Genomic DNA, 26,079 nt, shown 5'->3' with positions numbered 1-26,079 from the left:
TTCCTGTCACATTCATTCGATGCAATGATGTGTCTTGAATGGCATCATCCGAAGGCTGTCGCGCGTATGTCGACCGAGGCTTGCTGGATTGGACGAGGGAATCGGCAAAGAGCTGTCGTCGCTTGATGGCCATTCCCCACACATTCCTCGACTGTCTGCGAAAGACTAGCAGAATTGAGCGAGCGCAACTGCGGCGCCTGGCCTTCTGGCGTTTGAGCGAACATCCGACGTCAACGGACTCCTGGAACTTTCCCTCTTCGTCCCGCCGCACATAACGCTTATCGCCTTGGGTATCGGCGAGTTCACACTTCGTCCTGACAGCCTCCGTCGTTTGTTCGATCGGAGCCGCCCGAAAGCCAGAAGGTTACAGTTCGTTGCTCGCGTCCGAGCCTGAGCGGAGGCCTCACCGAACAGAACGGTTGCGACAAAGTCACTGTGTCACGCTATCCTAGTGGAAAATGCTCCGGGAGAATTCCCCTGCATCTGGACGAAACGGAAAACCTAAATGGCAACTGGACTTCTCGCGCTCCTAGACGACGTCGCCGCAATTGCGAAACTTGCGGCCACGTCTCTGGATGATGTCGCAGCCCAGACAGCGAAAGCCGGCGCGAAGGCCGCCGGTGTGGTGATCGACGATGCGGCTGTGACACCGAGATACGTGGTCGGCCTGTCACCAGCGCGGGAACTACCGATCATAGCCAAGATCGCGCTCGGCTCGTTGAAGAACAAGCTTCTCTTTCTTCTGCCGGCATGTATTTTTCTCGGCTATTTCGCACCATGGGCGATCACGCCTCTCCTGATGGTCGGAGGGGTCTACCTTTGTTATGAGGGTGCCGAGAAGTTGTACGAAGCCATCGCGCCTCACGAGGCCCACAGACACGAGGCCGCGGTGCTGGGAACACCCGACCCTGTCGCGTTGGAAAATCAGAAAGTTGCCGGCGCGATCAGAACGGACTTCATACTGTCAGCCGAAATCATGGCGTTGACCCTCGCCAACGTCGCCACTTCCAATATTTACACGCAGGCAGCAGTTCTGGCGTCAGTCGGCATCCTGATCACCTTGGCTGTCTACGGCGTCGTTGCCCTCATCGTGAAGGCGGACGATATAGGACTAGCGCTCGCCAGCTCATCCGTCGGCCCGGTGAGAGCGTTCGGGCGTGGCCTTGTTATCGGCGTCCCCGTGTTCCTCACTATCCTCGCAATGATCGGGACAGCCGCCATGCTCTGGGTGGGTGGTAGCATTCTCATCCACGGAATGGCCCAACTGGGCTTCCATGGCCCTGAGCATTTTATCGACGACATTGCGGTAGGCGTCAGTACCGTGTCCGCCTATCTCGCGGGGGTTCTTCACTGGACTACGACGTCCACGATTCAGGCTGTTCTGGCCATTCTGATTGGCGGCTTCACCATCATCTTGGTGCATACTTCGGCCCCATTGATCAGGTGGCTCCGACCGCAACATCCGTGACCTAAGTAACGAATCGCCGCTGGGCCAGCCGGCTTCGACGAGCGTTCCTCAACGCCTTGGCGCTGAGGCATTGTAAAGGCACTGTGCACTCTGCCCCGGCGCACAGGCCGGTGTGGCGCCACGCGAAGTTCATGCAGTGTGCTATTGAAGATTGAGACTTACACCGCTCCTTCGACGGATCCGGTCGGCCGCACCGTCTTCAGCATCGGGCCGCCTTGGACACGCGTCGCCAGCGAACTAGGCCGGGATCCATATACGTCCCACGTATATACCAACGCCCCTCAACAACAAAGAATGGCATCGGCGTTCAAGTCTTTTCGCTTACCGCAGCCGCCACACCCCGATCCGGTGCGTCAAGCTTGGCCATCCAAGCACGATTCTCGGCTGAGATCACCTTTTCGCAAGCGTTGACGAAAGCCACCCATGTCGAGGAATCTGCGGTCTTTTCCTTCCCCGCTACTCACTTTCGAGATCCTCGAGTCCTCGCGCCCTCGCGGCATACGTCGCAGCTTGGAATTGGTAGCGCTCCGCGGCGGAATGGGCGGCGAAAGCCGCGCCAAGTGTGGTGCAGACGGCGACCCAAGGACCGAAACCTCCAATCGGATGGGTCGCGGCCAACGCGCCGAATGCGGCCGCTAAGGCGCCTGCGACGATCTTGAGCCAGTGGAATCGCCGCCCCGCTACCAAATTCGCCTGTGCCTGCAGGTAGCCCTCATGGGCCAACCGGCATAAACCCGGTATCAGTCTGGCCCCTTATTTAAGCAAGGCGCATTTCGTTTAATTAAGCGACCGACTTAGATAAGCGCGCTTAATTGACGCGCGGACATTGAACTCCCGAGCACTGATCCAGAGTGATTTCCGCAGAGACATAAATGCAATCATCAGGCAGCATTCAAAGTGTCACGCCCGATACATCCGTTCTTGAAGCTCGCCTCATATTCCCGCTCCCCTCAGCATTGACGCCGAACAGGGGACCGTGCCCGCGGCGATGTCCGATTTTGGGCAGGCGCGCCGGCACCTGAGTGCCGAAACATGGGGGCGCAAAGCCGCTCATTCGAACAACCAAAACCGGCGCCATCTGGACCACCGTCGCACGGCTTCGAATTTCTTGATCTCCGACGAAGGTTCCGATTTTGACTTTGGTGGCCGAAGGAGAACTCAATTGGGTCCACGTGCGACTTGCGCAGCTTATCGCAGGCGCAGGTGCGGCTCGTCTTTGAGGAGGGCTGCGACGAAATCGACGAAGACCTTGATCGCCCCCGTCATGCGGCGGGTCGTGGAACTGACGGCCTGTATTGGATAGAGCCGCGGCGTATACTCCTGCAGGACCGACACCAGCCTGCCAGCCTCGATATCGTCGGCAAACATCCAGCTTGGCCCCTGGGCCAGACCCATCCCTGCCAGCACTGCCACATGGACGCTTTCGGGGTCGTTGGTGCGGAGCGGGCCGAAAGGTGGTACGACCACCGGACCTTCAGGGCCCTGGAATTTCCAGGTTTTGGAACTGCCCTGGAAGGTGAAGGGCAGGCAGCTATGGCTGGCCAGGTCATCGAGGTTAGCCGGTGTGCCATGCTCTTCAAGATAGGCAGGAGAAGCGACAACCGTGGTCTCCACACAGCCGATGTGGCGCGCGAGCAAGCCGGAATCAGGCAGCTCGCCAATGCGAATGGCAACGTCGACGCCGTCCTCGATCAGGCTCACATAGCGCTCCGAAACCTCCATATCGATCGTCAGATCAGGATAATTGGCGAACAGAGCCGGCAGACGCGGCGCTATCAGCCGATTGGAAAACACCGGCGAGCAGGTCACCCGCAGCCGACCCCTGACAGATATCTCCCCCGAGCGTATGCGCGCCTCCGCCGTTTCCAGATCGCTCAGCATGCCGACGGCAAAGTCGTAGAATTCCCTGCCCTTGTCGGTCACGCTCAGCCCGCGCGAACTGCGCCGGATCAGCAATGTGCCCAAATGGGCTTCCAATGCCGCGACTTCTTTGCTGACGGTTGACTGCGCCACACTCTCCGCCTTGCCGGCGCGTGAAAAGCTTTCGGTTTCCACGGTGCGCACGAACAGCCGCATCCTTTTGAGCTGATCCATTTTGCCGTCTCCACTCGCCGATATCAAACCCCAGAGAGCATGAATTGGAATAAAGAAGAAGACAGATATTCCACACTGGAATTCAAGCTATTCGTTCGGCCTGAATTGGAAATCGCCGCCCAGCCCGTAAGTAAGGGGCATTCCCGGCCACAACCGGGCATGCAACCAACGAAAGAGGCCAAATTGTCCAGGCTGAGTGGAAAAGTCGCCGTCATTACCGGGGGAACCTCCGGCATGGCATTGGAAACGGCAAAAATCTTCGTCGAGGAGGGAGCCTATGTCTTCGTTACCGGCCGGCGCCAGGACGTGGTCGATGCAGCCGTCGCCTATATTGGAGAAAACGTCACCGGCATTCAGGGCGATGTGTCCGACCCTGCCGACCTCGATCGCCTGTTTGCCACCGTCAGCGCCGAGAAGGGCCATATCGACGTACTGTTTGCCAGTGCCGGCGCCGGGCATATGGGCGAGCCCGTGGCAAGCGTATCGCCCGAACTGGTCGATCACACCCTCGACGTCAACGTTAAGGGCGTGCTGTTCACGGTGCAAAAGGCCCTGCCACTGTTTCGCGACGGTGGATCGATCATCCTCAACAGTTCCATCGCACATTTGAAGGGCATGCCGGGTGCCAGCGTCTACAGCGCCAGCAAGGCTGCCGTCCGGGCCTTCGCCCGCGGCTGGACGATGGAGCTTAGGGATCGCGCCATCCGCGTCAATGTCATCAGTCCCGGCCCGATCGATACCCCGTTCACCCAGCCTGCGCCGCAGGGTTGGAAAGATGCAATGACGGCCATGGTACCGCTCGGGCGCTTCGGGCGTCCGCGCGAAATCGCCACGGCCGCGCTGTTCCTGGCCTCCGAGGATTCCAGCTTCATCACCGGCATCGATCTGTGTGTCGATGGCGGGCTGACCCAGGTCTGATCGGCATCAATCGCCTCCGCCGCCCAGTTCCGCTATCACCTGCGCCAGTGCGCCAGCAAATCCGACAGTCGGGCGGCGCTCGGGAAAGTAGAGGCAGAAGCCCGGACTGGGCGGCATCCAGTCGCTCAGAACCGGAATAAGTCGCCCGGAGGCGACATAGTCGGCAATCTCGGCTTCGGCGACATAGGCAAGGCCCACGCCCGCCAGGGCCGCGCGGGCGATCAAGCCATGATTGTCGAGACTGAGCGACCAGGGCGCATCGACCTGCATGGTCTCCCCATCCTTCTCGAACTCCCATTCATAGGGTGCCCCACTTGGCCAGCGGATGCGGATGCAATCGTGCCCAACTAGCTCATTGGGATGAACCGGAGTCGGGCGGGTTTTGAAATAGTCCGGCGACCCAACCACTCGATAGCGCAGCCTCTGGCCCAGAGGAACGAGGGTCATGTTGGGCGGAACAGCGCTCGCTACGCGCACCCCGGCATCGAATCCCGCTTGCACAATATCCACCAAGCGCCCCTCGGTCACGATATCGACCTTCACGTTGGGATAGCGGCGGATGAATTCGACGATGAAGGGAACGAGAATCTGATGCCCGCCGGCGATTGAGCAGTTGATCCGCAATGTGCCTTTCGGACTGCGGCGACGACTGCGGGCGGCCTCGGTGGCGGCGTGGATATCGGACAGGGCCGGAGCGACGGCGCGCACGAGGTCGTGGCCGGCCGCAGTCAGGTCTACCCGCCGAGTGGTCCTGTCGAAAAGCCTGACCCCCAGTTCATCCTCGAGCCCTGCCACAGCGTTGCCGATGGCGGTGGGAGAAATGCCCAGGTCCTGAGCGGCAGCGCGAAAACTGCCGCGACGGGAGATCGCCAGTATGGCTTCGAGTTCGAGGAGCTTGGCTGATCGCATTATCGCATTTTCCGTTATTCTGAGATCTGTTTTATCGCAATTGTTACGACGATCAATTCCTCCTAGATGAAATGGCAAGAGCCAACGGCCGGGTTTGCCCTTCCTATGTGCAGCAGCTGCGAGGAAACAACTGAAATGACTTTCTCTTCCGATGATATTGGCGGATCGGCCCGCGTCCCGCTGGGCCATTCCGATCTGGTCGTCCGTCCGATCGGGCTGGGCTGCATGGGCATGTCGCAATTTTATGGTGAGGCCGATGACGTACAGTCGGCCGGAACCATCCGCGAGGCCCTGGATTTGGGCGTCGACTTCATCGACACCTCAGATATCTATGGCGCCGCCAATATGCTGGTGGGCGCCGAGAACCGCGGCTTCGGACACAATGAGCAGTTGATTGGCGGAGCCATCGCCGGGCGCCGCGACGAGGTGGTGCTGGCCACCAAATTCGCAGTCAGGCTCACCGATGACGGCAAGAGCGTGCGCATCGACGGGCACCCCGACTATGTCGTCTCCGCCTGCGAGGCGAGCCTGCGCCGTCTCGGCGTCGAGATCATCGACCTGTATTATGCTCATCGCCTGGATCCGAACGTGCCGGTCGAGGAAACGGTCGGGGCCATGGCCCGGCTTGTCGATCAGGGCAAAGTGCGCGCCATCGGCCTCAGCGAAGTCACCGCGGCCCAGCTCCGCCAGGCGCATGCGGTTCACCCCATAACGGCGCTACAGTCCGAATATTCGCTGTGGGAGCGTGGTGTCGAGGCGGAAATCCTGCCCGCCTGCCGTGAACTGGGCATCACCTTCGTGCCATTCAGCCCGCTCGGGCGATCCATGTTGACCGGCGCGGTCAGCGCTAAGACGCGCTTCGCCAAAGGAGATTTCCGGAACACCGATCCGCGCTTTTCGGCCGAAAACCTCACCGCGAACCTTGCCTCCGTCGAGGCGCTCACGGCACTGGCCGAGAGAAAGCACTGCCGTCCCAGCCAGCTCGCGCTCGCCTGGCTCCTGGCCCAGCCCTTCGACATCGTGCCGATCCCCGGCACCAAGCGCGTCGAATATGTGCGCGAGAACCTTGCCGCGACCAACGTCGCTCTTAGTCGCGACGAGATTGCCTATCTCAGTGCCATTTTCGCACCGGATCAGATCGCAGGAGACCGCTACGCTCCCAACGATCCCGGTCGTCGCAGAGATTGAGGCTGAAACTACCGGAGATCGAGGCCATGCTTCGGCGAATCACCAGTTGACCATGCAAAGTATGGAAGCTTGTTGCTGTGCCTATTGCTTGGCCGGGCATTAACGTCTTTCGGGAATTGGCTTAGCCAAACTAAAATGGCCGAGATGTGGGCGCAAAGCTGTTGTACCGGGAAACAACATAGGTCTTGAAAGGAATCGAGCCGGCAGCCTATAGCTGCACCGCTGCAGGTGGATAGCTCGCCGATAGGGCCTCTGCAGTCAACTCGTTACGCGAGCAATGTCCGGTGCTGCGGCGAATCCGTCGGGCGACAACCACTCTCGTCGCCCTAAACCGGTCATTCGTTCAATAAGGCAAATGTCCGCCGCTGGCACTTTCCGGAAGAGCCTATCGTCACCCTGCGGCCCTTGACGGTCACCAGAGGTGCGCTTGGATACTGCTCCGTGCTCAGGCCGAAGGCACGGCGCGCAGCGACATGAACGGCGCGACCTGGTGGCCCTGATAACCGCGCTCGGCTGGGCCGTCGACCAGCCCTCGTTCACGCCAAGGGCTGATCATATCGTCAATCTGATCACGAGCACCGTCCTGACGAGACCGCCTGGCAACGCCACCATGGGCGCAGGAACGTGAACCTGGGCCCATTGGACGCCCGATAAATTCTTCATTCGAGGCTGATCAGATCTTTGAAAATAAGGCGGCCCCAAGCTCTGCCGCGCGCCTGCACCAGAAGACCACCCTCCGAAAGGCCGCCGAGGTTGATCGGCGCGAACCCCAGGCTCTCGGCGAGCGCGCCGATCTCCGCTGCGGCACCGTCGTCGTCGCTCGCCAGGAACACGACCCTCCTGCCGCCGTGCACGGTCGGATCCTGGTCGAGAATGTCGGCGACGAGATGGTTGAAGCCCTTGACCAGTTTCGCGCCTGGAAATGACTGCTCGACGAACATGGAAGATGGCTTCCCGTCCAGTTCTTCAGGCGGCACGCCGTAGGCATTGGTTACGTCCACGATGGTCTTCCCCTTCCAGTCGGGCGCCGCTTTCGCGACCTCCCAGTGAGATTCGAAACGGACAGCGAGAAAGAGGACGTCCGCCTTTACCGCCTCCGCCAACGTCGTTGGGACGATCGTCAGCCCGATCGCGGCCGCGTCGGCAGCGAAACTTTCCGCTTCGCGGGTGGTCGCGACTGAAACTTCGATCCCGCTCCGGGCAAACGCCCTGGCGAGGGCGTGGCCGATCTTGCCGAAGCCGATAATTGCGTAGGTCATGAATCTATCCTTGTTTCCAGCGCCCTGCGATGTGGGCCGAGCGCCGTAGAGCGGAGCGCGTCAGAGCTGGGCAAGGCCGCCGTCTACGGCGACTTCGCTGGCTGTCATGAAACTGCTGTCGGAGGACGCGAGGAAGGCGGCGACCGCCCCGATCTCGGACGGATCGGCCATCCGCTGGAGCGGCGTCATCGAAGCGAAGGCCTTCTGACCTTCCTCGCCTAGCGCTTCCTTCGCGAGTTCGGTCGCCGTTGCTCCGGGCGACAGTACGTTCACCCGGATGCCGGTGCCCTTCAAGTCTTCCGCCCAGGTGCGCGCGAGGTTTCGTACGGCCGCCTTGCTCGCGCCGTAGGCACTGAATGCCGGAGCGCCGGTCGTGCCCGCACTCGATCCGGTCAAGATGATGGAGCCGCCCTCGCCCATCAGCGGCAGCGCCTTCTGAACTGTGAAGATCGTGCCCTTCACATTGGTGTCAAACGTCTCGTTGATGTGTTCTGCCGTGATCTTTCCGAGAGGGAGAGGACTTCCTGCGCCGGCGTTGGCAAAGACGACGTCGAGACTTCCACGCTCGGCTTTGACCGCAGCGTAGAGACGGTCAAGGTCAGCCTCGTCGGATACGGACCCTTTCACGGCGCGAGCGTTGGGTCCAAGCGCGGCCACGGCGGTATCGAGCGCCTCCTGCCGGCGGCCGAAGATGAAGACGAAAGCGCCTTCCTCGACGAAGCGCTTTGCCGCTCCCAGGCCGATGCCGGTAGCGCCGCCGGTGATAACTGCTGTCTTCCCATTCAGTCTGGTCATGTTCCGTCCTTCGTTGAAGCTGCTCGGGTGAAGCCCGAGAACCTCAACATATGTTCGCCCGGCTGGGCCTTTGAGTGCGCACGAGCGCAAAGCGGTGGTGCGAAAATCATCCGCCCGGCCCATCATGGCCAGTGGCTTTCACTATCACTTGGACTGCGGCCATCCAATTGCGCTAGCCTGAGAACCGCCAACAATTTGGGGCGCCGCCAAGTGCGGTGCGGGATTGCACCATGATAGACTGGGACGACGTTCGCTATTTTCTCGCGGTCGCACGTGGCGGTTCGGTTCGAGCTGCGGCCGAACGTGTGGGAGTGAACCACTCGACCGTACTGCGACGCGTAGCCCAGCTCGAAGAACGACTGGGCGCGCAGATGTTCGAAAAGCTGCCTTCGGGCTATCGCCTTACGGCCGCCGGCGAGGAAGTTCTCGAACTGGCGGAGCAGATGGAATCGTCTTCGCACCAGTTGGAGACCCGCGTCTTCGGGAGGGACCAGGGCGTGAGCGGACTTCTGCGGGTGACGCTGGCCCCAACCCTCGCCACACACCTGCTCATGCCGGACTTCGCCGACTTCACACGGCTCCATCCGGATATCGAGATGGACATCCTGCCGTCCGGCGAGCTTGCAAATCTCACCAACCGGGAGGCGGACGTCGCGGTCCGCGTCGTCTACGACCGGAAGACCCTGCCACTCAATCTTCATGGCCTGAAGGGGCCGGACGTGTTTGGCGGCATCTACGTGTCGCGTGATCGACTGGCCTCGTGGCGTGCGGGCGCGGCCGAATCCCTCCGATGGATAGTAATAAGCGGCCATGGAATTCCGGACTGGGCCGGCGAGGGAGATATCCGTACCGCGGGAGCTCCGTTCAGAACAACGGATGCCGGAACTCAGGTCGTTGCCGCGCGGCAAGGAATAGGGATCACGACGCTTCCATGCTTCGTCGGAGACGCCGACCCGCTCCTGGAGAGGGTGCCGGGCACCGAGCTGCACATGTATGGAACGCTCTGGCTTCTCACGCAGGGGGAAACCCGCAAGACGAAGCGGGTTCGGCTGTTGACTGAATACCTATCGCGCAGGCTCTCGGATTACGCGCCGCTTCTCGCAGGACTAGCGGCTTCCTGACCCCGATGCGATCGATGCACGGCGCCACGTCGGGGAATCGCACATGCCTAGCCTAGGGCCGGCGCCTCAGAGGGCTTCGTCAAGGCGGAACATCCGAAACCAGAAAGTCATAAGTGTGCGCGATCCAATTCCCTGGCCGAGATCATACTTGAAACGGTGTCAGGCGGAGTAGCTTGCACCTCCCCTGCCCGTCCGATCCGTACTCTCACGTTTCACGATCTTGAAGCCGAGATCGATGATCTTCTCGCCGTCATTGTCGCCATTCAGCCGGCGGCGGAGCGTGGTGACCGCCTCGTAACCACATTCCCAGCGCGGCGTGTGCACGCTGGTGATGGCAGGATAGGCGGCCTCCATGACCTCGAAATCATTGAAGCCGGCGATCCCCATGTCCTGAGGCACACGTCGGCCGCAATGCATGCATTCGAAGAGCGAACCGAGCGCCATGACATCATTATTGCAGAAAACCGCATCGATCTCGGGCTCAGCCTCCATCATCTCCGCCAGCAGGTGGCGTGCTGCGAGCGGCGTGACGAAGCGGCGCGCCTCGGCGCTTGCGCTCCCGCGAGGCTGATGCGCCGTGTCGATCGGCGTAATGAGCCGAGGGTTGAAGAGGCCTGCTTCCTTGAGCACGTCGCGAAGACCGGAAAGGCGCGACAGCGACCGGCCGTTCATCCAACCGGCGACAAAGCCGATATTGCGATAGCCGGATTCGAGAAGATGCTCGGTGATCGCGCGACCGGCCCGATAGTGGGAGAAGCCGATGATCGTGTCGATCGGTTCGTCGCTCAGATCCATGATCTGGATGACAGGGCAACCGGCCTCCTTCAGCATGCGGCGCGAGGCTTCGTTCTGATCGGTACCGGAGACAATCATGCCGGCCGGCTTCTGCCGCAGCATCTGGGCGATCAGCCGCTCCTCCTCCTCAGGATAGTAGCGCGTATTGCCAATTTGCACATGAAGCTCGGTGCCTTCGACGCCGTCGTAGATGCCGCGCAAGACGTCGGAGAAGATGTTCTGCGTCAGCGAGGGAACGAGCACGCCAATTACGTCAGTTCGGATCGAGGCAAGCGCGCGGGCGCTGAGATTGGGGATATAGTTCAGCTGGCGCACGGCGCGATCAATGCTCTCCCGCAGGGATGCCGATACCAGCGACGGATCGCGCAGCGCACGCGAGACCGTGATCGCGCCAACGCCAGCCAGGCGTGCAACGTCGGCGATCGTGGGACGTCCATCGGTCCGGCGGCTGCGCAAAATATCTCTCCCCGTGACCTTGAAGTCGACGGCCAAATCGCTCCATCCCAAGAAAGACTAGCAGAGTCAACCGGGAGGCAGAAGCAACCCGCGCGCTTTCCGCATCGCGGAATTCTCGCCGAAGAACCGAGACGCGGGCTGGAAATTCTTTAACTTGCCGGCACATCAATCGAGGAGAGAGTACTTACCGCATGGGATCGGAACCTTGGTACCGCACGGCCAGACGTTGGGGCCAGACCAACCTGGTGGAGATCGACCCGGCGCGCTACGATGGCGACTGGTGGCGAGAGCACTGGCGCCGAACGCGTATAAACGGTGTGATCGTCAATGCCGGCGGCATCGTCAGCTATTATCCGACGAAGTTTCCGCTGCATCACCGCGCCGAGACACTCGGCGATCGCGACCTCTATGGCGAGGTCGTGGCGGCAGCCCGCGAAGAAGGCTTGAAACTCATCGCCCGCATGGATTCCAATCGCGTGGCCGACGATTTCTACCGCGCCCATCCCGACTGGATTTGCCTCGACATCGAGGGCAAGCCATATCGCCAGGCCGACAAATACATCACCTGCATCAATTCACCCTATTACAGCGAATATCTTCCGTCGATCATGGAGGAGATCATCGAGCGTAGCCGGCCGGACGGCTTTGCCGACAACAGCTGGGCAGGGATTCCACGCAAGAACATCTGCTACTGCCGGCATTGCTCGGAGCAGTTCTTCGCTTGGTCCGGTGTCGATCTGCCGCGCCGCCACGACTGGGATGACGAGAACTATCGGCTCTGGATCGGCTGGAACTTCCAGCGGCGTACCGAGCTCTGGGAGCTTAACAACCGCGTGACCACAAAGGCCGGTGGCGAGAACTGCCACTGGATGGGCATGATCAGCGGTGATGTGCTGAACAATTGCAACCGTTTCATCGACCTGAAGGCCATCCTCAGCCGCAGCCCGCTCGTCATGCTCGACCATCAGCGCCGCAACGGGATCGACGGTTTCGAGGACAATACGGAAGCCGGCAAGCGCCTGCACGAGGTCGGCGGCTGGGATAAGCTCATCCCTGAGAGCACGCCGCAATACCAGCTTGGTTCGCCTGCCTTCCGGCTTGCCAGCATGCCGGTCGCCGAGGTCCGGCTGTGGTCTTCCGCGGCTTTCGCAGGAGGAATCCAGCCATGGTGGCACCACATCGGCTCCTCGCATGAAGACCGCCGGCAATACAGGACCGCCGAACCGATCTTCACCTGGCATGAGGCGAACGAGGATATTCTCTTCAATCGCCGCCCGGAATCCGATGTCGGGGTCGTCTGGTCGCAGACCAACCACGATTTTCACGGACGCGACCGCGCCAATGACCGGACAATGAACCCCTATCGCGGTATGCTCAGGTCGCTCGACCGGGCCGGCATCACCCATCTTCCGGTGCATGCAGACGATATCGCCGGGGCGGCTGGCCGCTTCCACGTGCTGATCCTGCCGAACCTCGCCGCCATGTCGGATGAACAGGTTGAAGGCGTTAGAGTTTTTGCCGCGCAGGGCGGCTCAGTGATCGCGTCCTCGGAAACCAGCCTCTACAGTCAGTATGGCGATAAGCGCCCCGACTTTGCTCTGGCCGATCTCTTCGGCCTGCATCACAAGGGTGCCAGCCATGGTGGGCAGGACGCTGCCAATACCGATATCGAGACCAGTGCTCGCCACACCTATCTGCGGCTCTTGCCGGAGCTTCGCGCCGGCGTGCACGGGCCGAAGGATGCTACGGCACCGAAAGCCGCAGGCGAGCGGCATCCTGTTCTCGCCGGTTTCGAGGATACCGACACCCTCCCCTTCGGCGGCTTCCTCCCGGTTGTCGGGACCGAAAGCGACGTGACGGTGCTCGCAACCTTCATTCCGGATTTTCCGATCTATCCGCCGGAGACATCCTGGATGCGGAAGCCGCATACGCACCTCCCGGCGATCACCGTCCGCGAAGGTGCGATCGGAAGCCGTTTCGTCTGGTTTGTCGCCGATCTCGATCGATGCTTCGCACGCGACGAGCAGTTCGAGCATGGCCGGTTGATCGCCAATGCCGTCAACTGGATCCTGGCTGAAGGTGCGCTCCTGACACTGGAGGGCGGTCACGGGTTCATTACGGCTGCAGCCTACCGGCAGGGTAACCGACAGATTGTTCATCTCAACAACCGTGTCCTCACCTCGCGTATTCCCGGCCGGCAAGCGGAACTTCTGCCCATCGGCCCGGTAACGCTGCGGCTGCGGCGAAAGGGGGCTTCGGGCGCCGTGCCCGACGTCTCCCTGCGGGTCAGCAGTTCTCAGCCGAATATCAAGGTCGAAGGCGAGGAAATAATTATCGAGATCGGCCAGATATTCGATCATGAAGTCATCGTCGTCGACTGATCGGCCGACGCGAGAAGACCGGCCCGCGTCGTTACCGATGGGCTGCGGGCCGCCCAACATTAGAAATGGCAGTTACACAAGTATGGCGGCTACACAAGTATGGCGGCGTCATTCGGCCGCAATATGACGAGGCAGCATGCCACTGAAAGCGAACGTCAGGCGGCCGGCAGTCTCGGCGACGAGCGGCCCGAGCGCAGCAATGCGATCCTCGGTGATCCGTGCGGCAAGCCCTGAGACGGAAATCGCACACAGCGCCTCTCCCTGATGATCATAGACAGCGGCGCTGACGCAACGAAGCCCCGCCTGGCATTCTTCGTTGTCCACCGCGTAACCGTTTTGACGGATCGTCTGAAGCTCGGCATCGAGGCCGACGCGTCGCGTGAGCGTATTCGCCGTCAGGCGTCGCAATCCGTGGCGCACGAGCATCGCCGAAACATCTTCGTCCGAATAGGTTGCGAGAATGGCTTTGCCCATGGCGGAAGCCGCCATGGGCGCACTCCCCCCGACATGGGTGACTGCACGGGCAATCTCGCGGCTTTCGATCTGGCTCACCACGAGCATCTCCCCCTGATCGGCGATGCCAAGATTGGCGGTCTCGCGGCTCTGATCCCGCAGACGGCGCAGGAAGGGCAAGGCCGTGGCGGCGATGTTGCGCTGGCGCGCGAAAACGGAGCCAACAGCGAAGGCCTGCCGGCCGATATGCCAGAGGCGGCAAGCAGGATCGAACTGGATGAACTGGCGTTGCTCAAGTGTCGTCAGCAAGCGGTGAACCGTCGATCGCGCCAGTCCGGTGCGGCTGGCGAGATCGCTGAGGCGGTTGCCATCCTCATCTTCGCCCAACACTTCGAGCAGCATCATTGCGCGATCAACTGACTGCACGCGGCCATGAAAATCCTTCTCTTCCACGCGTTTCTCCTGTCTCAGGCCGAGCTCCGCAGAAACACGCCGGCAACACCGGCGCGATGCGGCAGATTTATCATTCAGCCACCTCGATCGATCGCGGTTGCTCAAGCCAGTACTGAAATCGGCTTAGGCTTGGCGAAATGGCAAGAGGCGAACTGGGAGGCCGCGACCGCGCGAAGCGGCGGACGCTCGGCCTTGCAGATGTCCTGCGCAATCGGACAGCGGGTGTGGAAACTGCAGCCTGTCGGAATGCGTGACGGGCTCGGCACATCTCCCTGCAGCACGATGCGGCTTGCCTTGCGCTCCGGGTCGGGCTCCGGGGCTGCTGAAAGCAACGCCTGTGTATAGGGATGCTGAGGAGCGTTGTAGACGGAGCGCTTCGGACCGATCTCGACGATGCGGCCGAGATACATGACCGCGACACGGTCGGCGATATGCCGCACCACGGCAAGATCATGGGCGATGAAGAGGAAGGAAAAGCCCTTCTTCTTCTGCAGATCCTGCATCAGGTTGATGATCTGCGCCTGCACGGAAACGTCGAGTGCGGAGACGGGCTCATCGGCGACGATAAAGCTCGGTTCAAGCGAGATTGCCCGGGCAATGCCTACGCGCTGGCGCTGGCCGCCGGAGAATTGGCGGGGATAGCGGTCCATGGCGCTCGGCGACAGACCGACCTGATTCAGGAGATCGGCGACGCGCTCCCGCTTCTCCCGCTTGGAGCGCGTAAGACCGAAAGCATCGAGCGGCTCGCCGATGATATCCGCGATGCTGCGGCGCGGGCTGAGCGAGCCGTAGGGGTCCTGAAAGATCATCTGCAGCTTCTGCCGCATCGCCCGCATCTTTTCATGCGAGAGCGTGGTCAGGTCGATTCCGTCGAAAACGATACGTCCGGCGCTCGGCTCGATCAGCCGCAGCAGCAGGCGGCCGAGGGTGGATTTGCCGCAGCCGGATTCGCCGACGAGCGCCAGCGTCTCGCCCTTCATCACTTCCAGGCTGATATCGTCAACCGCCCTCACCTCGTCCTTGGGTTGCCCGAACGAAAGGCCTGCGCCACTCGCGAAAACCTTCTGGACATTGTCGGCGCGCAGAATGGGTGTCATCACGTATTCTCCCTGATCGCTTGCGAAGGCGCTGCGGCTTCGCCGGTCACCCAGCAGGCGGCCTTGTGCGATGAGCCGAAGGTAAACATCGGCGGCATCTCGCTGGAACACTTGTCGACACGAAGCGGGCAGCGGGCATGAAAGGGACAGCCCGCTTTCACTGAACCCGCAGCCGGCACGGAGCCAGGGATCTGATAGAGTTGGCTACCCTCCTCATCACTGAGGCGCGGGATCGATTGCAACAGGCCACGGGTATAGGGATGGCTGGGATTGGCGAAGATCGAACGGACATCGCCGTCTTCGACGACATGGCCGGCATACATCACGATCACCCGGTCACAGACTTCGGCGATGACGCCGAGGTCATGCGAGATGAGGAGAACCGCCGTATTCAACGTGCGGCGGATCTTCTGCATCAGGTCGAGTACCTGTGCCTGGATCGTCACGTCGAGCGCGGTGGTCGGCTCATCGGCAATCAGCAGCTTCGGATTACAGGCGACCGCCATGGCGATCATCACGCGCTGGCGCATGCCACCTGAAAACTGGTGTGGATAGGCACCGAGGCGGCCTTCTGCATTGGGAATGCCGACAAGCTTCAGGAGTTCGATTACTCGGGCCCGGCGTTGTTCCCGACTCATATTCCCGTGCAGTTTGATCGCTTCGCCGATCTGGTCGCCGATCGTCATCACCGGATTGAGCGAGCTCATCGGCTCCTGGAATATCATGGCGATGTCCCGGCCGCGGATTTGCGGCATGCTGCGCGCCGGCAGTGTCAGGAGATCGGTGCCATTGAACTCGACGCTGCCGGAAGAAATCCTGCAGATTTCGGGAAGCAGGCGCATGACGGCGAGCGAAGTGACCGACTTGCCCGAGCCGGATTCGCCGACGATGCCGACCGAGCCGCCAGCCTCGACCTCGAGGCTGACGCCGTTGACGACACGTATGGGATTGGCAGGCGACCCGAAATCGACCGTGAGATTCTGGATTTTCAGCAAGGGTGCGTTCATTGCGCGGTCTCCGGATCCAGAACGTCGCGCACCGCATCGCCCAGGAGATTGAAGGCGAGCACAACGAAGGTAATGGCGATACCCGCGCCAATGACCGGCCATGACGAGCCGAACAGATTGTTGAGGCCATCGCGAATGATGTTGCCCCAGCTGGGGTTCGGGGGCTGCGTACCGATGCCGAGGAAGCTCAGCGAGGCTTCAAGGCGGATGGCCGAGGCGACCCAGAGCGTCGTCAGCACGACGATCGGCGCGGCGATGTTCGGAATGATGTGACGGAAGATGATGACCGGCGTGCGCACGCCGACAGCGATCGCTGCTTCGACATAGGGCTCCTGCTTGACGGCGAGCGTCGATGCACGCGCCACGCGGGCAAAACCCGGAATGAAGGCGACGGTGATAACAGCGATTATGTTCCAGAAGCCGCCGCCGAGCACGGCCGCGATGATGATCGCGAGCAGCAGTTCCGGAAAGGCAAGTAGAAGGTCGATGACACGCGAGATGACGCGGTCCGCAATGCCACCGAAATAGCCTGCGACGACGCCAAGGACTGTGCCGAAGATCGCCGCCAGGATCGGCGAGGTGATGCCGAAGATCATCGAATTTCGCGAACCGTAGATCATGCGGGAAAGTACGTCGCGGCCGAATTGATCGGTGCCGAGCCAATGCTGCATGGACGGCGTCTTGTTGATCGCGAGGATGCTCTGGGCCAGCGGATCATAGGGCGCGAGCCAGGGCGCGAAGATCGCCACGAAGATGAAGCAGACGACGATGACGAGAGCAAAGCTTGTGGAGATACGACCGTAGAGAATCCACTTGATGGCGTCCGCCAAGCGGTGGTCATCGGCAACGACAGGGGGAGTCGGTTCAAATGTCGTAGTCATCACTTCACCCGAATTCGCGGATCAACAACGATGTAGAGGAGGTCCATCAGCAGGTTGACCAACACCACGAGCATGGAGAAGACCACCACGCCGCCCTGGATGACGGCATAGTCGCGCTCGGCGATTGCACTGATCAACAGCTTGCCGATGCCCGGGCGGTTGAAGACCAGTTCGATGGCCACCGAGCCAGAAAGCGTGGCGAGCATGCTGAGCCCCATGCCCGTCGTCAGCGGCAGTAGCGCATTGCGCAAACCGTGACGATAGATTACCCGGGTCTCGCCTGCGCCCTTGGCGCGGGCGGTACGCACATAATCCCGACTGAGCACTTCCAGCAGGGAAGTTCGGGTCAGGCGGCCCATGAAGGCGGCTTTGACAAAGGCAAGCGTCAGAGCCGGCAGGAAGACATGGTGCATCCGGTCGACGAAGCCGGTGCCGCCGCCATTGATCGGAAACCAGCCGAGATTGAGCGAGAAAGTGATCAGCAGCAGCGCTCCGAGATAGAAATCCGGAATCGCATAGCCAACCAGCGAGAAGGCGCGCATGGCCGAGTCAGGCGCCTTGTTGCGGTTCGTCGCGGCGTAGACGCCGAAAGGAATACCGACGATGAGACCCATCACCATGGCGACGATGGTAAGCTCGATCGTATACGGCAGATTGTAGGCGATCAGGCCGAGGACAGTCTGGCCCGTCATCAGCGACTTACCGAAATCGAGCGTGCAGACACCGATGACGAAGTTGATGTATTGCTGCCAAAGGGGCACGTTGAGCCCCATCTTTTCGCGGAAAAGAGCAAGCTGATCGGCCGTCGCCATGTCTCCGAGTGCCGCTATCGCTGGATCGCCCGGCAGGATGCGCATTGCAATGAAGACCAGCGTCAGCACCAGCAATATCGTCGGGATGGCGTCGGCCAGCCTGAGCAACAGGTATCGGGCCATTCAGAGCTCTCCTCCGTTTACGCCGCGACCGGCGGCGTCATTTCGTTTTCTCCATGTCGCCGCCTCGGGCGGCAGACAGGAGTTGCGTGAGCGGCCTTCAGGCCGCAATCCTCAGCTTTGCAGCGCTGTGTAGTAAGGCTCGTTGGCAAGCTTGCCATCGAGACCAGGTGTCAGCACGGCTTGTCCGTTCCTCTTCGAGCTGACGAAATATTGCAGATGGAATTCGGACCGGGTGTAGTCGCCAGGGATGGAGGCCACGTAGCCGTCACCGTTTCGCACCATCTTTACCGACTTCCAGCGCTCGGCCTGATTGACGTGACGATAATGCAGAACCGGTTCGTCCTCTATTTGCCCGCTGATCCTAACGTCGAAATCGGCGCCGGCAGTGAAGGATGCTGCTGCCTCGATGTCTAGGCTACCGGCGACGACAGCCCGGCGCGCCTTGAGCGCATCGATCGCCCCTTGCGCGGTCCCGTCCGCCTTGACCGATTCGTACTTGCCGCCGCCGCGCAGCGATTCCAGATCGAGAAGCTCGGCCTGGATTTGCGGCAGGCGCGTGTGCCACGAGCCGCGCAACCAGGACTGAGGGCCATAGGTGAGATCGTCGTGGTAGAGATCGCGCGAGATGTCGGCGACCCGTTCCCAGGCCATCACGGCGCGGCGTGCATGATCGAGAAGCGGTTCGACGAGCGAGGAGACCTTGGTGGCGATGAAGAGCTCGGCCCAGCAGGCGGCGCGGAATTTCTCGGCAAAGAAGCGGGCGAGGCCGCCGCAAATCTCGACATCGACCATGATGCGCTGCACCGCCGGGGATACAAGGCTGGCGGTCTTCTTGGCATCCAGCACCGCCTGATTGCAGCCTTCGGCAAGCTCTTCCAGCCAGTCGGCAATATCGAGCGGCGTATAGCGATGGGAAGTCTTGCCGGCCAACAGTAGTTCCGCATATTCGCGCGCCGTCACGAAGAGCGCGGAATCGAAGGTCGGCGCGTTACCGAAACGAACAGGCGCGTCCATGTCGAAACCATAGGCGCGCTGCCCCGTTCCCTCGATCAGCGGCAAATTGGTATAGACTTCCGGCCAGTAGTGGTTGTTGGAGACCGAGGGGCCGTGGGTGAGGCTGACGAGCGGCAACACCTTGCCGGCGAAGGACAGACCCTTTTCGCAATATTCGGCCGCATCGCCGCATTCACGTGCAAGGTAGCGCATCCAGCTGTCGCGCGGGGCTTCCGGATGGTAAAGCAGGCGGCCCCAGACGCGGTACTGGTAGTCGTATTTCTGCCAGTCGTAACGCGTCGCCATACCCTGTTTCTGATAGTTGAAGCGTCCGCCGGGAATGCCGGTCCCCATGCGGCCCTTGAAACTCTGCGGCTCGCACCACTCTACGCCGTCAGAACCGGCGAACATCGAGCTGCGACCATAGCCCGCGGCAAGATCGGGATCGCCCCAGAGCAGGACGCGCTGCGTTCCCGCCCATATGCGATAAATGACCTTGTAGTCCTTGTCTTTCGTCAGAAGGTCTCCGTAGCTGTAGCGCAGGAACTTGCGGGAGCCTTCGCTCAGCTTCTCGCGTTCACTGCGAGCCACTTCCGGCGGATATTCGCGATCGCGGATAGCCGACTGGTGGTAGGGAAGACCCATGTGCTCGGCGAGGTATTTGGGCGAAGCGGCAAAAGGCATCCCGGTTTCGCGGGCAATCTGCAGCATCTTGTGATCGAGACCCTTGCCGTGCATATCGATCTCGATCGGCCGCCCGGCGGCGGCAACCCCCGCGAAGGCCTCTTCCCAGAAACCATATTCGCCTTCGGCAATGCCGCCCTCCACGTGGACGCGGAAAGTCAGACCGGTGATCTCTGGGACTTCCGTCAGCAGCTGCGTCAGCGCGGCACGGCAATAGGGCGCCAGATTGGCATCCGTGACGCCAGCGACGGTGTAGTTTGCCCGGGGCACATCGTCAAAATCATAGCGCTGCGTCCAGAGCGCGAGCTGGAATTCCAGTCCGCGCTTGGCCGCCTCGCGGGCGATGAACTTCAGCATCTCCAGGTTGGTGTCGCGCTCTTCTTCGGAAAGCTCGACAATCTCGACGTCGAAGCCGGGCACCTTCATGAGGAATGGATAGGGGAAGTAGAAGTAGACGTCGGTGATCCAAGGATTGTGGTAGGGGTAGTTGTAACCCATCCCGAGCGTCAGCGAGAAGCGGTTGAAACGGTTCGAAGCAAGCATGGTGAGATAGTCGCGCCATTGCTGCTTGTCGTAGAACCAGACCTTGTCCTCCTCTTCGCTGCAAAAGAGGCGTGCCATGCTGCGGATGCGTGCCGAGGGCTTTTCGACCAGCGGGAAGGTCCCCTCGAAAATATCCTCGCCTGTAGAATAGCGGGCGCGGTCGGCAAGCTCCATAAGAGCGAAGACGAGGCCCCGGTCGTCGCGACCCCAGGCGACAATATGTGCGCCCTCGCGATACAGCGCGAAAGACTCCTCCTTCCCTGGCAGTTCGACCGGAGAATTCAGCGACGGTTTGCCGTTTCCCGTAACGACTTCGACCACAGTACCACCGCCGGCCGCGCTGCCTTCGGCGGAGGGAATGCCGCGGCGTTTCAGCACCGTCCCCAATTCCGAGGCGGCCCAGCCGACAGAATCTGATGCTTCTGCCGGGAGGGCGATGGTGACCGATGCATATGTCATTGCCTGCAAATCCTTTGCGATTGGACCTGATAGGAGGCCAATGCCCCCGTTCAATTCGAGCCAGCTTCGCCCTCAGGCGGAGCCACACCCCCGCGCCAAGCGGGAGTTGCACGACCGCCCTCCCCTGGCAGAACAGCCAGGGGGATGTTTCAGAGCGGCAGATGAATGCGCGGACAGCGATCCGCAGGCGTCTTAGACGAACTTCGCCTTGGTAAGGCGCCAATGGGCATAACCCGACTTCAGCTGGTAACCGAGATCGACCGAAGGCGAACGAACAACCAGATAGCCGTTGTCCGATATCGGCAGCAGTGGCATGTCGCTGAGGAACTTCACCTCGATCTCCTGCACCAGCTTGATGCGCTTTTCGAGATCGGCCTCGTCCATCGCCTTGGCGAGAAGATCGTCAATGCCGGGGATGGCGACACCGTAGTGACTGAAGTTAGGACCACCCGATCCATCTGACTTGACCTCGGCGTTAGCCGTCAGCTGCTCTATGATCGCCTGCGTCGGAACCGGCGGATAAGCCGCCGAACGCTGGTACATGGTATTGGTGCCCTTGCCCTGATCGGCATGGAAGGCCGTATGGTCCTTGATGTTCAGCTTCAGGTCGATACCGCCGGCACGAAGCTGCTGCTGGATGATCAGCATTACCGAGGAATAGTCCTCGCGCTGCGAGGTGTCCGTTGTGAAGCTGAAGCCGTTCGGGAAGCCCGCTTCACTGAGAAGCTGCTTGGCCTTTTCCGGATTGTAGTCGTAGCGCACCTCTTCGGGGATGGTGTCCTTGGTAAAGCCGCCGAGATAGGAGGGCGGATTGATGCCATAGGTGCGCGCGCTAACCGGCGACATGGCTGCGGCGATTTCGTCGCGGTTGATGAGATAGGCGACGGCGCGGCGGACGCGGATATCGTCGAAGGGCTTCACGTTTAGGTTCATCGAGATGGTGAAGAAGCTTCCGGGCGATGCGACGTCAAAGAGAAGCGCAGAATTGCGCTCCTGCATGGACGGAACCCAACCCGGCGAGCGTACGCCTTCGATCATGTGGACGTCGCCCGAAAGCAGTGCGAGTGTGCGCGCCGTTGTATCGGCAATATACATGACCTGCATGTTCGGGATGTTCGGGGCACCGCCAAAGTAGTCCCGATTGGCCTTGAGCTTGATACCCTGCGACGGGTCGCTCTCGACGCTTTCGAGCTGGTAGGGCCCGGTGCCAATCGGGTCCTTCTCGATCGCTTCCTTGCCCTTCTCCTTGTAAGCCTTGGCCGAAATGACGCTGGCCGAATAGTGGCTGAGCGGCCCGATCGGGAAGAGCGGATCCGGCTGCGACAACGCGAAGGTGACCTTGTACGGTCCCTCCGTCTTCACGTCGGCGATGTTGTCGAAAAGCACGCGGTTGGCGCTGATCTCCTGGGTATCGCGCAGCCGGTCGAACGTGAACTTCACGTCCTCGGCGGTCATCTCGCCATAGCCCTTGTGGAATTGAACACCCTTGCGGAGCTGGAACGTCCAGACCTTGGCGTCCGGAGACATGGTCCAGCTTTCGGCAAGACTAGGCTGAACCTCGCTGATGTTTTCAGGAAAATGGCCGAGCGGGAGCTCCACCAGCAGATCGTGAATATGAATGATCGCCCATTCGTCGGCGCCCTGGATGGATTTAGCCGGGTCTATAGTCCTGACGCCACGGGCGGCAAAGGCGAGCTTCAGTGTGTCTTGGCTCTGCGCGAAGGCCTTGGGACCCAGCGTCGTCAAGAGACCTGCGCCGACGACCGCGGCAGCGGAATTTCCAATGAATCTACGTCTGCTAATCGCCATGCTTCGATCCTCCCTTATCGAGCTGCCTTTCATTCTTCGGCGTGGCTTCCGAGATCCGGAATGGCTGAAGAATATCCGAATATGGTAGCGCTACCATCCATCACGGTCAAGTTTTGACCATGGGGTTATTCTTGTGAAACTGGAACTTCACTTTTTCAAAAATCGTCGTGGCATTGCGCCAGTCTGCAAGGCGGATAAAGCAAACCACCGGCCCCTTGCGGTACTGCCACAACGATTTCATCGTGATCACGCCGTTTTCACCGCACGGTGGAAGCGCCAGCGCGCATAGCCGCTTTGCACCTTGTAGCCGAGGTCGAGACGAGCGTTGCGTGCGACTGTGAAGGACAGGCTAGCCAGGCCGATCAGCGGCAGATCGCGCAGGACCTGCAGTTCGATCTTCTTGCAATTGTCCACATAGGTGTTGAAGTCCGTCGCCTGCAGCGCCTTGTCCAGGATGTCGTCGATGCCCGGGATTGCAACGCCGTAATGGCTGTAGTTGAGGCCACCGGAACTATCAGATTTCACTTCAGACTTCACCGAAAGCTGCTGGACATAGAGCTGCGTCGGGATCGGTGGATAGCTCGACGAGTGCAGGGCGAGCGTGTTCTTGTCCATCTTGTTGTCTGCATGGTAGGCGGTGTGGTCGCCGATCTTCAGATTCATGCGCATGCCGACAGCACGCAGCTGCTCCTGCACGATCAGCATGATCGAGGAATAGTCTTCGCGCTGACTACAGTTACTGTCGAAATCGAAACCGTCCGGGAAGCCGGCCTCCACCAGGAGCGCCTTGGCCTTCTCCGGGTCCGGCTTGTATTGCAATTCGGGCGGCAGCTCCTCGGTCTTGAATCCGGCCGGGAAGAATTCTGGCTGCAGACCAGCGGTGAAACCGCCCATCGGCTTCAGCGCATCGGCAATCGTATGCCGGTCGATTGCATACATCAGCGCTTGGCGGACCTTGAGGTTGTCGAAAGGCTTGCGGTTCAGGTTGACATGCAGCGTGTTGAAGGAACCCGGCGACGTCATGTCGAAAAGTAGAGTCGGATCCCGCTGCAGCATGGAGTCCACCCATCCCGGTGCGCGCACGGCCTCGATCATATCGACGTCGCCGGACAGAAGCGCAAGCGTGCGCGCCGTCGTGTCCGCCACATAGACGCATTCGACATTTGGCGTCTTTGCCTTTTCTCCCCAATAGGCCTCATGGCGCTTCATCGCGGTCCCCCACTGGGGATCGAAACGCGTCAGTTCATAAGGTCCGGTACCGACGGCATCGGTCTGGAACTTCTCAGCGCCGATTGCGTCGACGGCCTTCTTGGAGACGATCGAGGTGTTGTTGGAAAAGATCGTCGTACCAAGCAGGTTCACATCAGGTGTCTTCAGCGTGACCGTCACACTGTGAGGGCCGTTGGCGACTACGTCGGCGATATTGCTGAGGATGGCCACATTGGTGCCGCCGGCAATCGCTCGCTTGTATGAGAAGACGACGTCATCCGCCGTCATCTCGCCGTAACCCTTGTGAAACTGCACGCCCTCGCGCAGCTTGAAGGTCCAGGTCTTGGCATCCGCCGACATCGTCCACTCGGTCGCAAGCGTCGGCAGGTACTGGTCGGGAGCCGTCGCGAAAGTGCCGTCGGCTGGGCGAACGAGCTGCTCGTACATCTGTTCCGTTGCCCAGTTGTCGCCGCCCTGCGTCGTCAGGTTCGGGTCGCTGGAGCGCGGGCCGCCGGCAGCGATGCCGATGCGGATGACATTAGGGTCGCTTGCAGCGCGCGCGCCTTTAATGGCGATCATCGTCAGCGCGGTGGAAGCCACCGCAATTTCAAGAAACTGGCGTCTCTTCAGGTTCATGTTCTTTTCCTCCCGGGGTCAGTCGTCAGACGCGCCGCCTGTCAAGTTCGGCATCGATTACGGAAAGGCCGAGACCGGGGCCGGACGGCACCACGAACTTGCCGTTCGACGGCCTCGGCGGATTTGCGAAGGCGACATGCATGCGCGTCGATGGGTCGGCAAATTCAGCCGGCTTCGTCATATGCATGATAGTGGCGAGAACATGCAGGTTGGCGGCATGGCCGATGGTCGGCTGTGTCTGGTGCGGCACCAGCTCGACACCATGCGCGTGGCAGATCGCAGCGCATTGCATGAGGCCGGTAATGCCGCCCATCTTGATGATGTCGGGCTGCACCATGCGCACACCGGCATTGATCATGTCGACAATAGCTTGGACGGTATAGGACTGTTCCGCGGCCGAAACGGTGATATCCAGCCGTTGTGCCACTTCGCCCATGGCCCGGACATCATAGTGCTGCACCGGTTCCTCGAACCAGATGTAGCCCAGCTCTTCCAGCGCCCGTCCGACTCGGATCGCGCCGCCGACCGAATATTGGTTGTTGGCGTCGAAAGCGAGCGGGAAATCATCGCCGACAAGTTTGCGCACCGCGCGAGCTTTGGCAATGTCGCCGGGAATGTCATGATCCTGACGGGTGCGGTCTCCATCCCATCGGATCTTGATGGCTGCCGGCGTCTCGGCTTTCAGCCGCGCCTCGACAACTCCCACGGTCTCCTCGACGGTACGGCCGAAATTGTTACCGATCGAAGCATAGAAAGGAACTTCGGAACGCCACGCACCACCAAGAAGCTTGTAGATCGGCAGGTTGAAATACTTGCCCTTGATGTCCCAGAGGGCAATGTCGAGCGCGGCGAGCGCGCCGGTTACAGCACCTTCCGGACCGAGCTTGACATATTTGTGCAGAAGCCGGTCGTAGACGATCGCATGGTCGAGCACATCAGCGCCGATCAGCGATGGGGCAAAGTCTCTGATGACACCCAGGGAGTGCTCCCCTCCCATCATCGGAGAAGCCTCGCCATGGCCGACAATACCGTCCTCGGTCACAACTCGAATGAACGCCGTGCGTCGTCCCGGCGCATCATTGGCTTCCCAGCTGACTTGGAAGGCTTCAATTGATTTGATGATTGTCGGCTTGGGCACAGTCACTCCTTGTCTTCCTGCGTGCAGCCGAACATCTAACGCCCGCTGCCGGCGGCCTGGGACCGCGCCTCCTTGTCAAGGACATGCGAAAGGGTGCGGAGCCACGTCTCCGCGCAACATGATCCTTCGCGATATCCTCCCGGCAGCCGTGGTCAAATACGCCCATCAGGGCCGCCGAAAGGGACCTTACGCGTTTTGCATCCGTATGCAACAGGAAAAACTTAGACATGCCAAGCCGCATGAAATTGCTACCCTGAAACTGGAGATCATACCGTCCAGCATCCATTTCAAAGACTATCTAATTGAATTTTCCATTCTTTTCCAAAAGGAAACTTAGCCTCTTCTCCGCAACATATCATTCGATAACGGATTGAAAAAATTGAATGCGCATGCAAAAT

The 26,079-nt window shown here is 60.6% G+C and carries 21 protein-coding genes; 6 read left to right on the top strand and 15 right to left on the bottom strand.

The genetic code is table 11. The annotated features are described in order from the left end of the window. Nucleotides 1–505 precede the first annotated feature (505 nt). Nucleotides 506–1,468, top strand: coding sequence for a DUF808 domain-containing protein (locus EV286_RS30215; protein WP_132960948.1), 963 nt, complete (start codon nucleotides 506–508; stop codon nucleotides 1,466–1,468). Nucleotides 1,469–2,656: 1,188 nt separating this feature from the next. Here the strand turns inward: EV286_RS30215 and EV286_RS30210 are convergent. Further along, complete coding sequence (locus EV286_RS30210; protein ID WP_132960947.1) at nucleotides 2,657–3,562, bottom strand: LysR family transcriptional regulator; 906 nt, start codon at nucleotides 3,560–3,562, stop codon at nucleotides 2,657–2,659. 183 nt (nucleotides 3,563–3,745) lie between these two features. On the opposite strand from EV286_RS30210, the gene EV286_RS30205 reads away from it, so the two are divergent. Then, nucleotides 3,746–4,480, top strand: a complete 735-nt coding sequence (locus EV286_RS30205) for an SDR family oxidoreductase (RefSeq protein ID WP_132960946.1) — start codon at nucleotides 3,746–3,748, stop codon at nucleotides 4,478–4,480. 6 nt (nucleotides 4,481–4,486) lie between these two features. Here the strand turns inward: EV286_RS30205 and EV286_RS30200 are convergent, their stop codons facing one another. Continuing rightward, nucleotides 4,487–5,389, bottom strand: a complete 903-nt coding sequence (locus tag EV286_RS30200; protein ID WP_132960945.1) for a LysR family transcriptional regulator — start codon at nucleotides 5,387–5,389, stop codon at nucleotides 4,487–4,489. 135 nt (nucleotides 5,390–5,524) lie between these two features. On the opposite strand from EV286_RS30200, the gene EV286_RS30195 reads away from it, so the two are divergent. After that, nucleotides 5,525–6,577 carry an aldo/keto reductase gene (locus EV286_RS30195; protein ID WP_132960966.1) on the top strand — a complete coding sequence of 351 codons (1,053 nt, stop codon included), beginning with the start codon at nucleotides 5,525–5,527 and terminating at the stop codon, nucleotides 6,575–6,577. Between the two features lie 490 nt (nucleotides 6,578–7,067). After that, nucleotides 7,068–7,205, top strand: coding sequence for a hypothetical protein (locus tag EV286_RS30190; protein ID WP_207909946.1), 138 nt, complete (start codon nucleotides 7,068–7,070; stop codon nucleotides 7,203–7,205). A gap of 31 nt (nucleotides 7,206–7,236) precedes the next feature. Here the strand turns inward: EV286_RS30190 and EV286_RS30185 are convergent, their stop codons facing one another. Together EV286_RS30185 and EV286_RS30180 are read right to left on the bottom strand one after the other, a co-directional pair. Further along, a complete protein-coding gene (locus tag EV286_RS30185; protein ID WP_132960944.1) occupies nucleotides 7,237–7,836 on the bottom strand; it encodes an NAD(P)-binding domain-containing protein in 600 nt (199 codons plus the stop codon). Nucleotides 7,837–7,896: 60 nt separating this feature from the next. Beyond that, nucleotides 7,897–8,631 (bottom strand): SDR family oxidoreductase, encoded by a 735-nt coding sequence (locus EV286_RS30180; RefSeq protein ID WP_132960943.1) that lies wholly within the window; start codon nucleotides 8,629–8,631, stop codon nucleotides 7,897–7,899. 230 nt (nucleotides 8,632–8,861) lie between these two features. Between EV286_RS30180 and EV286_RS30175 the strand changes: the two genes are divergently transcribed. Then, nucleotides 8,862–9,752 (top strand): LysR family transcriptional regulator, encoded by an 891-nt coding sequence (locus tag EV286_RS30175; protein WP_132960942.1) that lies wholly within the window; start codon nucleotides 8,862–8,864, stop codon nucleotides 9,750–9,752. A 159-nt stretch (nucleotides 9,753–9,911) separates the two neighbouring features. Here the strand turns inward: EV286_RS30175 and EV286_RS30170 are convergent, their stop codons facing one another. Next, nucleotides 9,912–11,003 (bottom strand): LacI family DNA-binding transcriptional regulator, encoded by a 1,092-nt coding sequence (locus tag EV286_RS30170; RefSeq protein ID WP_132960941.1) that lies wholly within the window; start codon nucleotides 11,001–11,003, stop codon nucleotides 9,912–9,914. A 191-nt stretch (nucleotides 11,004–11,194) separates the two neighbouring features. Here EV286_RS30170 and EV286_RS30165 point away from each other — a divergent pair, with 191 nt between their 5' ends. Next, a complete protein-coding gene (locus EV286_RS30165) occupies nucleotides 11,195–13,384 on the top strand; it encodes a Tat pathway signal protein (RefSeq protein ID WP_132960940.1) in 2,190 nt (729 codons plus the stop codon). Between the two features lie 108 nt (nucleotides 13,385–13,492). Here the strand turns inward: EV286_RS30165 and EV286_RS30160 are convergent, their stop codons facing one another. From EV286_RS30160 to EV286_RS30120, 10 genes are all read right to left on the bottom strand, one after another. After that, the gene (locus tag EV286_RS30160; protein ID WP_245500881.1) at nucleotides 13,493–14,290 is read right to left on the bottom strand and encodes an IclR family transcriptional regulator; all 798 of its coding nucleotides are present in this window, start codon (nucleotides 14,288–14,290) and stop codon (nucleotides 13,493–13,495) included. A 101-nt stretch (nucleotides 14,291–14,391) separates the two neighbouring features. Further along, entirely contained in the window at nucleotides 14,392–15,390 is a 999-nt protein-coding gene (locus EV286_RS30155; protein WP_132960939.1) for a dipeptide ABC transporter ATP-binding protein, read from the bottom strand. Further along, on the bottom strand, nucleotides 15,387–16,394 hold the full coding sequence (locus EV286_RS30150; RefSeq protein WP_132960938.1) for an ABC transporter ATP-binding protein: 1,008 nt from the start codon (nucleotides 16,392–16,394) through the stop codon (nucleotides 15,387–15,389). The genes EV286_RS30155 and EV286_RS30150 overlap by 4 nt, the downstream gene beginning before the upstream one ends. Then, on the bottom strand, nucleotides 16,391–17,275 hold the full coding sequence (locus tag EV286_RS30145) for an ABC transporter permease (protein WP_132960937.1): 885 nt from the start codon (nucleotides 17,273–17,275) through the stop codon (nucleotides 16,391–16,393). Before EV286_RS30145 ends, EV286_RS30150 begins: the two co-directional genes overlap by 4 nt. Next, complete coding sequence (locus tag EV286_RS30140) at nucleotides 17,275–18,210, bottom strand: ABC transporter permease (protein ID WP_132960936.1); 936 nt, start codon at nucleotides 18,208–18,210, stop codon at nucleotides 17,275–17,277. Before EV286_RS30140 ends, EV286_RS30145 begins: the two co-directional genes overlap by 1 nt. A 111-nt stretch (nucleotides 18,211–18,321) precedes the next feature. After that, nucleotides 18,322–20,889 carry a hypothetical protein gene (locus EV286_RS30135; protein WP_132960935.1) on the bottom strand — a complete coding sequence of 856 codons (2,568 nt, stop codon included), beginning with the start codon at nucleotides 20,887–20,889 and terminating at the stop codon, nucleotides 18,322–18,324. Between the two features lie 192 nt (nucleotides 20,890–21,081). Next, a complete protein-coding gene (locus EV286_RS30130; protein WP_165932993.1) occupies nucleotides 21,082–22,698 on the bottom strand; it encodes an ABC transporter substrate-binding protein in 1,617 nt (538 codons plus the stop codon). Between the two features lie 106 nt (nucleotides 22,699–22,804). After that, complete coding sequence (locus EV286_RS32180; RefSeq protein ID WP_165932988.1) at nucleotides 22,805–22,948, bottom strand: hypothetical protein; 144 nt, start codon at nucleotides 22,946–22,948, stop codon at nucleotides 22,805–22,807. Beyond that, nucleotides 22,945–24,543, bottom strand: a complete 1,599-nt coding sequence (locus EV286_RS30125) for an ABC transporter substrate-binding protein (protein WP_132960933.1) — start codon at nucleotides 24,541–24,543, stop codon at nucleotides 22,945–22,947. Before EV286_RS30125 ends, EV286_RS32180 begins: the two co-directional genes overlap by 4 nt. Nucleotides 24,544–24,568: 25 nt before the next feature. After that, nucleotides 24,569–25,687, bottom strand: coding sequence for a mandelate racemase/muconate lactonizing enzyme family protein (locus EV286_RS30120; RefSeq protein ID WP_132960932.1), 1,119 nt, complete (start codon nucleotides 25,685–25,687; stop codon nucleotides 24,569–24,571). Nucleotides 25,688–26,079: the final 392 nt, after the last annotated feature.

It is taken from the genome of Rhizobium sp. BK251 (genome assembly GCF_004345245.1).
Taxonomy (GTDB): Bacteria; Pseudomonadota; Alphaproteobacteria; order Rhizobiales; family Rhizobiaceae; genus Rhizobium.
Note: the sequence above shows the minus strand (reverse complement) of the source record. Positions and strands in the feature narration are given on the sequence as shown.

Bases quoted from the DNA above. Each gene is read 5' to 3' on its own strand.
- EV286_RS30185 (WP_132960944.1), bottom strand. From the start codon at position 7,836: ATGACCTACGCAATTATCGGCTTCGGCAAGATCGGCCACGCCCTCGCC.
- EV286_RS30215 (WP_132960948.1), top strand. From the start codon at position 506: ATGGCAACTGGACTTCTCGCGCTCCTAGACGACGTCGCCGCAATTGCG.
- EV286_RS30210 (WP_132960947.1), bottom strand. From the start codon at position 3,562: ATGGATCAGCTCAAAAGGATGCGGCTGTTCGTGCGCACCGTGGAAACC.
- EV286_RS30200 (WP_132960945.1), bottom strand. From the start codon at position 5,389: ATGCGATCAGCCAAGCTCCTCGAACTCGAAGCCATACTGGCGATCTCC.
- EV286_RS30140 (WP_132960936.1), bottom strand. From the start codon at position 18,210: ATGGCCCGATACCTGTTGCTCAGGCTGGCCGACGCCATCCCGACGATA.
- EV286_RS30165 (WP_132960940.1), top strand. From the start codon at position 11,195: ATGGGATCGGAACCTTGGTACCGCACGGCCAGACGTTGGGGCCAGACC.
- EV286_RS30195 (WP_132960966.1), top strand. From the start codon at position 5,525: ATGACTTTCTCTTCCGATGATATTGGCGGATCGGCCCGCGTCCCGCTG.
- EV286_RS30180 (WP_132960943.1), bottom strand. From the start codon at position 8,631: ATGACCAGACTGAATGGGAAGACAGCAGTTATCACCGGCGGCGCTACC.
- EV286_RS30130 (WP_165932993.1), bottom strand. From the start codon at position 22,698: ATGGCGATTAGCAGACGTAGATTCATTGGAAATTCCGCTGCCGCGGTC.
- EV286_RS30150 (WP_132960938.1), bottom strand. From the start codon at position 16,394: ATGAACGCACCCTTGCTGAAAATCCAGAATCTCACGGTCGATTTCGGG.
- EV286_RS30175 (WP_132960942.1), top strand. From the start codon at position 8,862: ATGATAGACTGGGACGACGTTCGCTATTTTCTCGCGGTCGCACGTGGC.
- EV286_RS30145 (WP_132960937.1), bottom strand. From the start codon at position 17,275: ATGACTACGACATTTGAACCGACTCCCCCTGTCGTTGCCGATGACCAC.
- EV286_RS30135 (WP_132960935.1), bottom strand. From the start codon at position 20,889: ATGACATATGCATCGGTCACCATCGCCCTCCCGGCAGAAGCATCAGAT.
- EV286_RS30125 (WP_132960933.1), bottom strand. From the start codon at position 24,543: ATGAACCTGAAGAGACGCCAGTTTCTTGAAATTGCGGTGGCTTCCACC.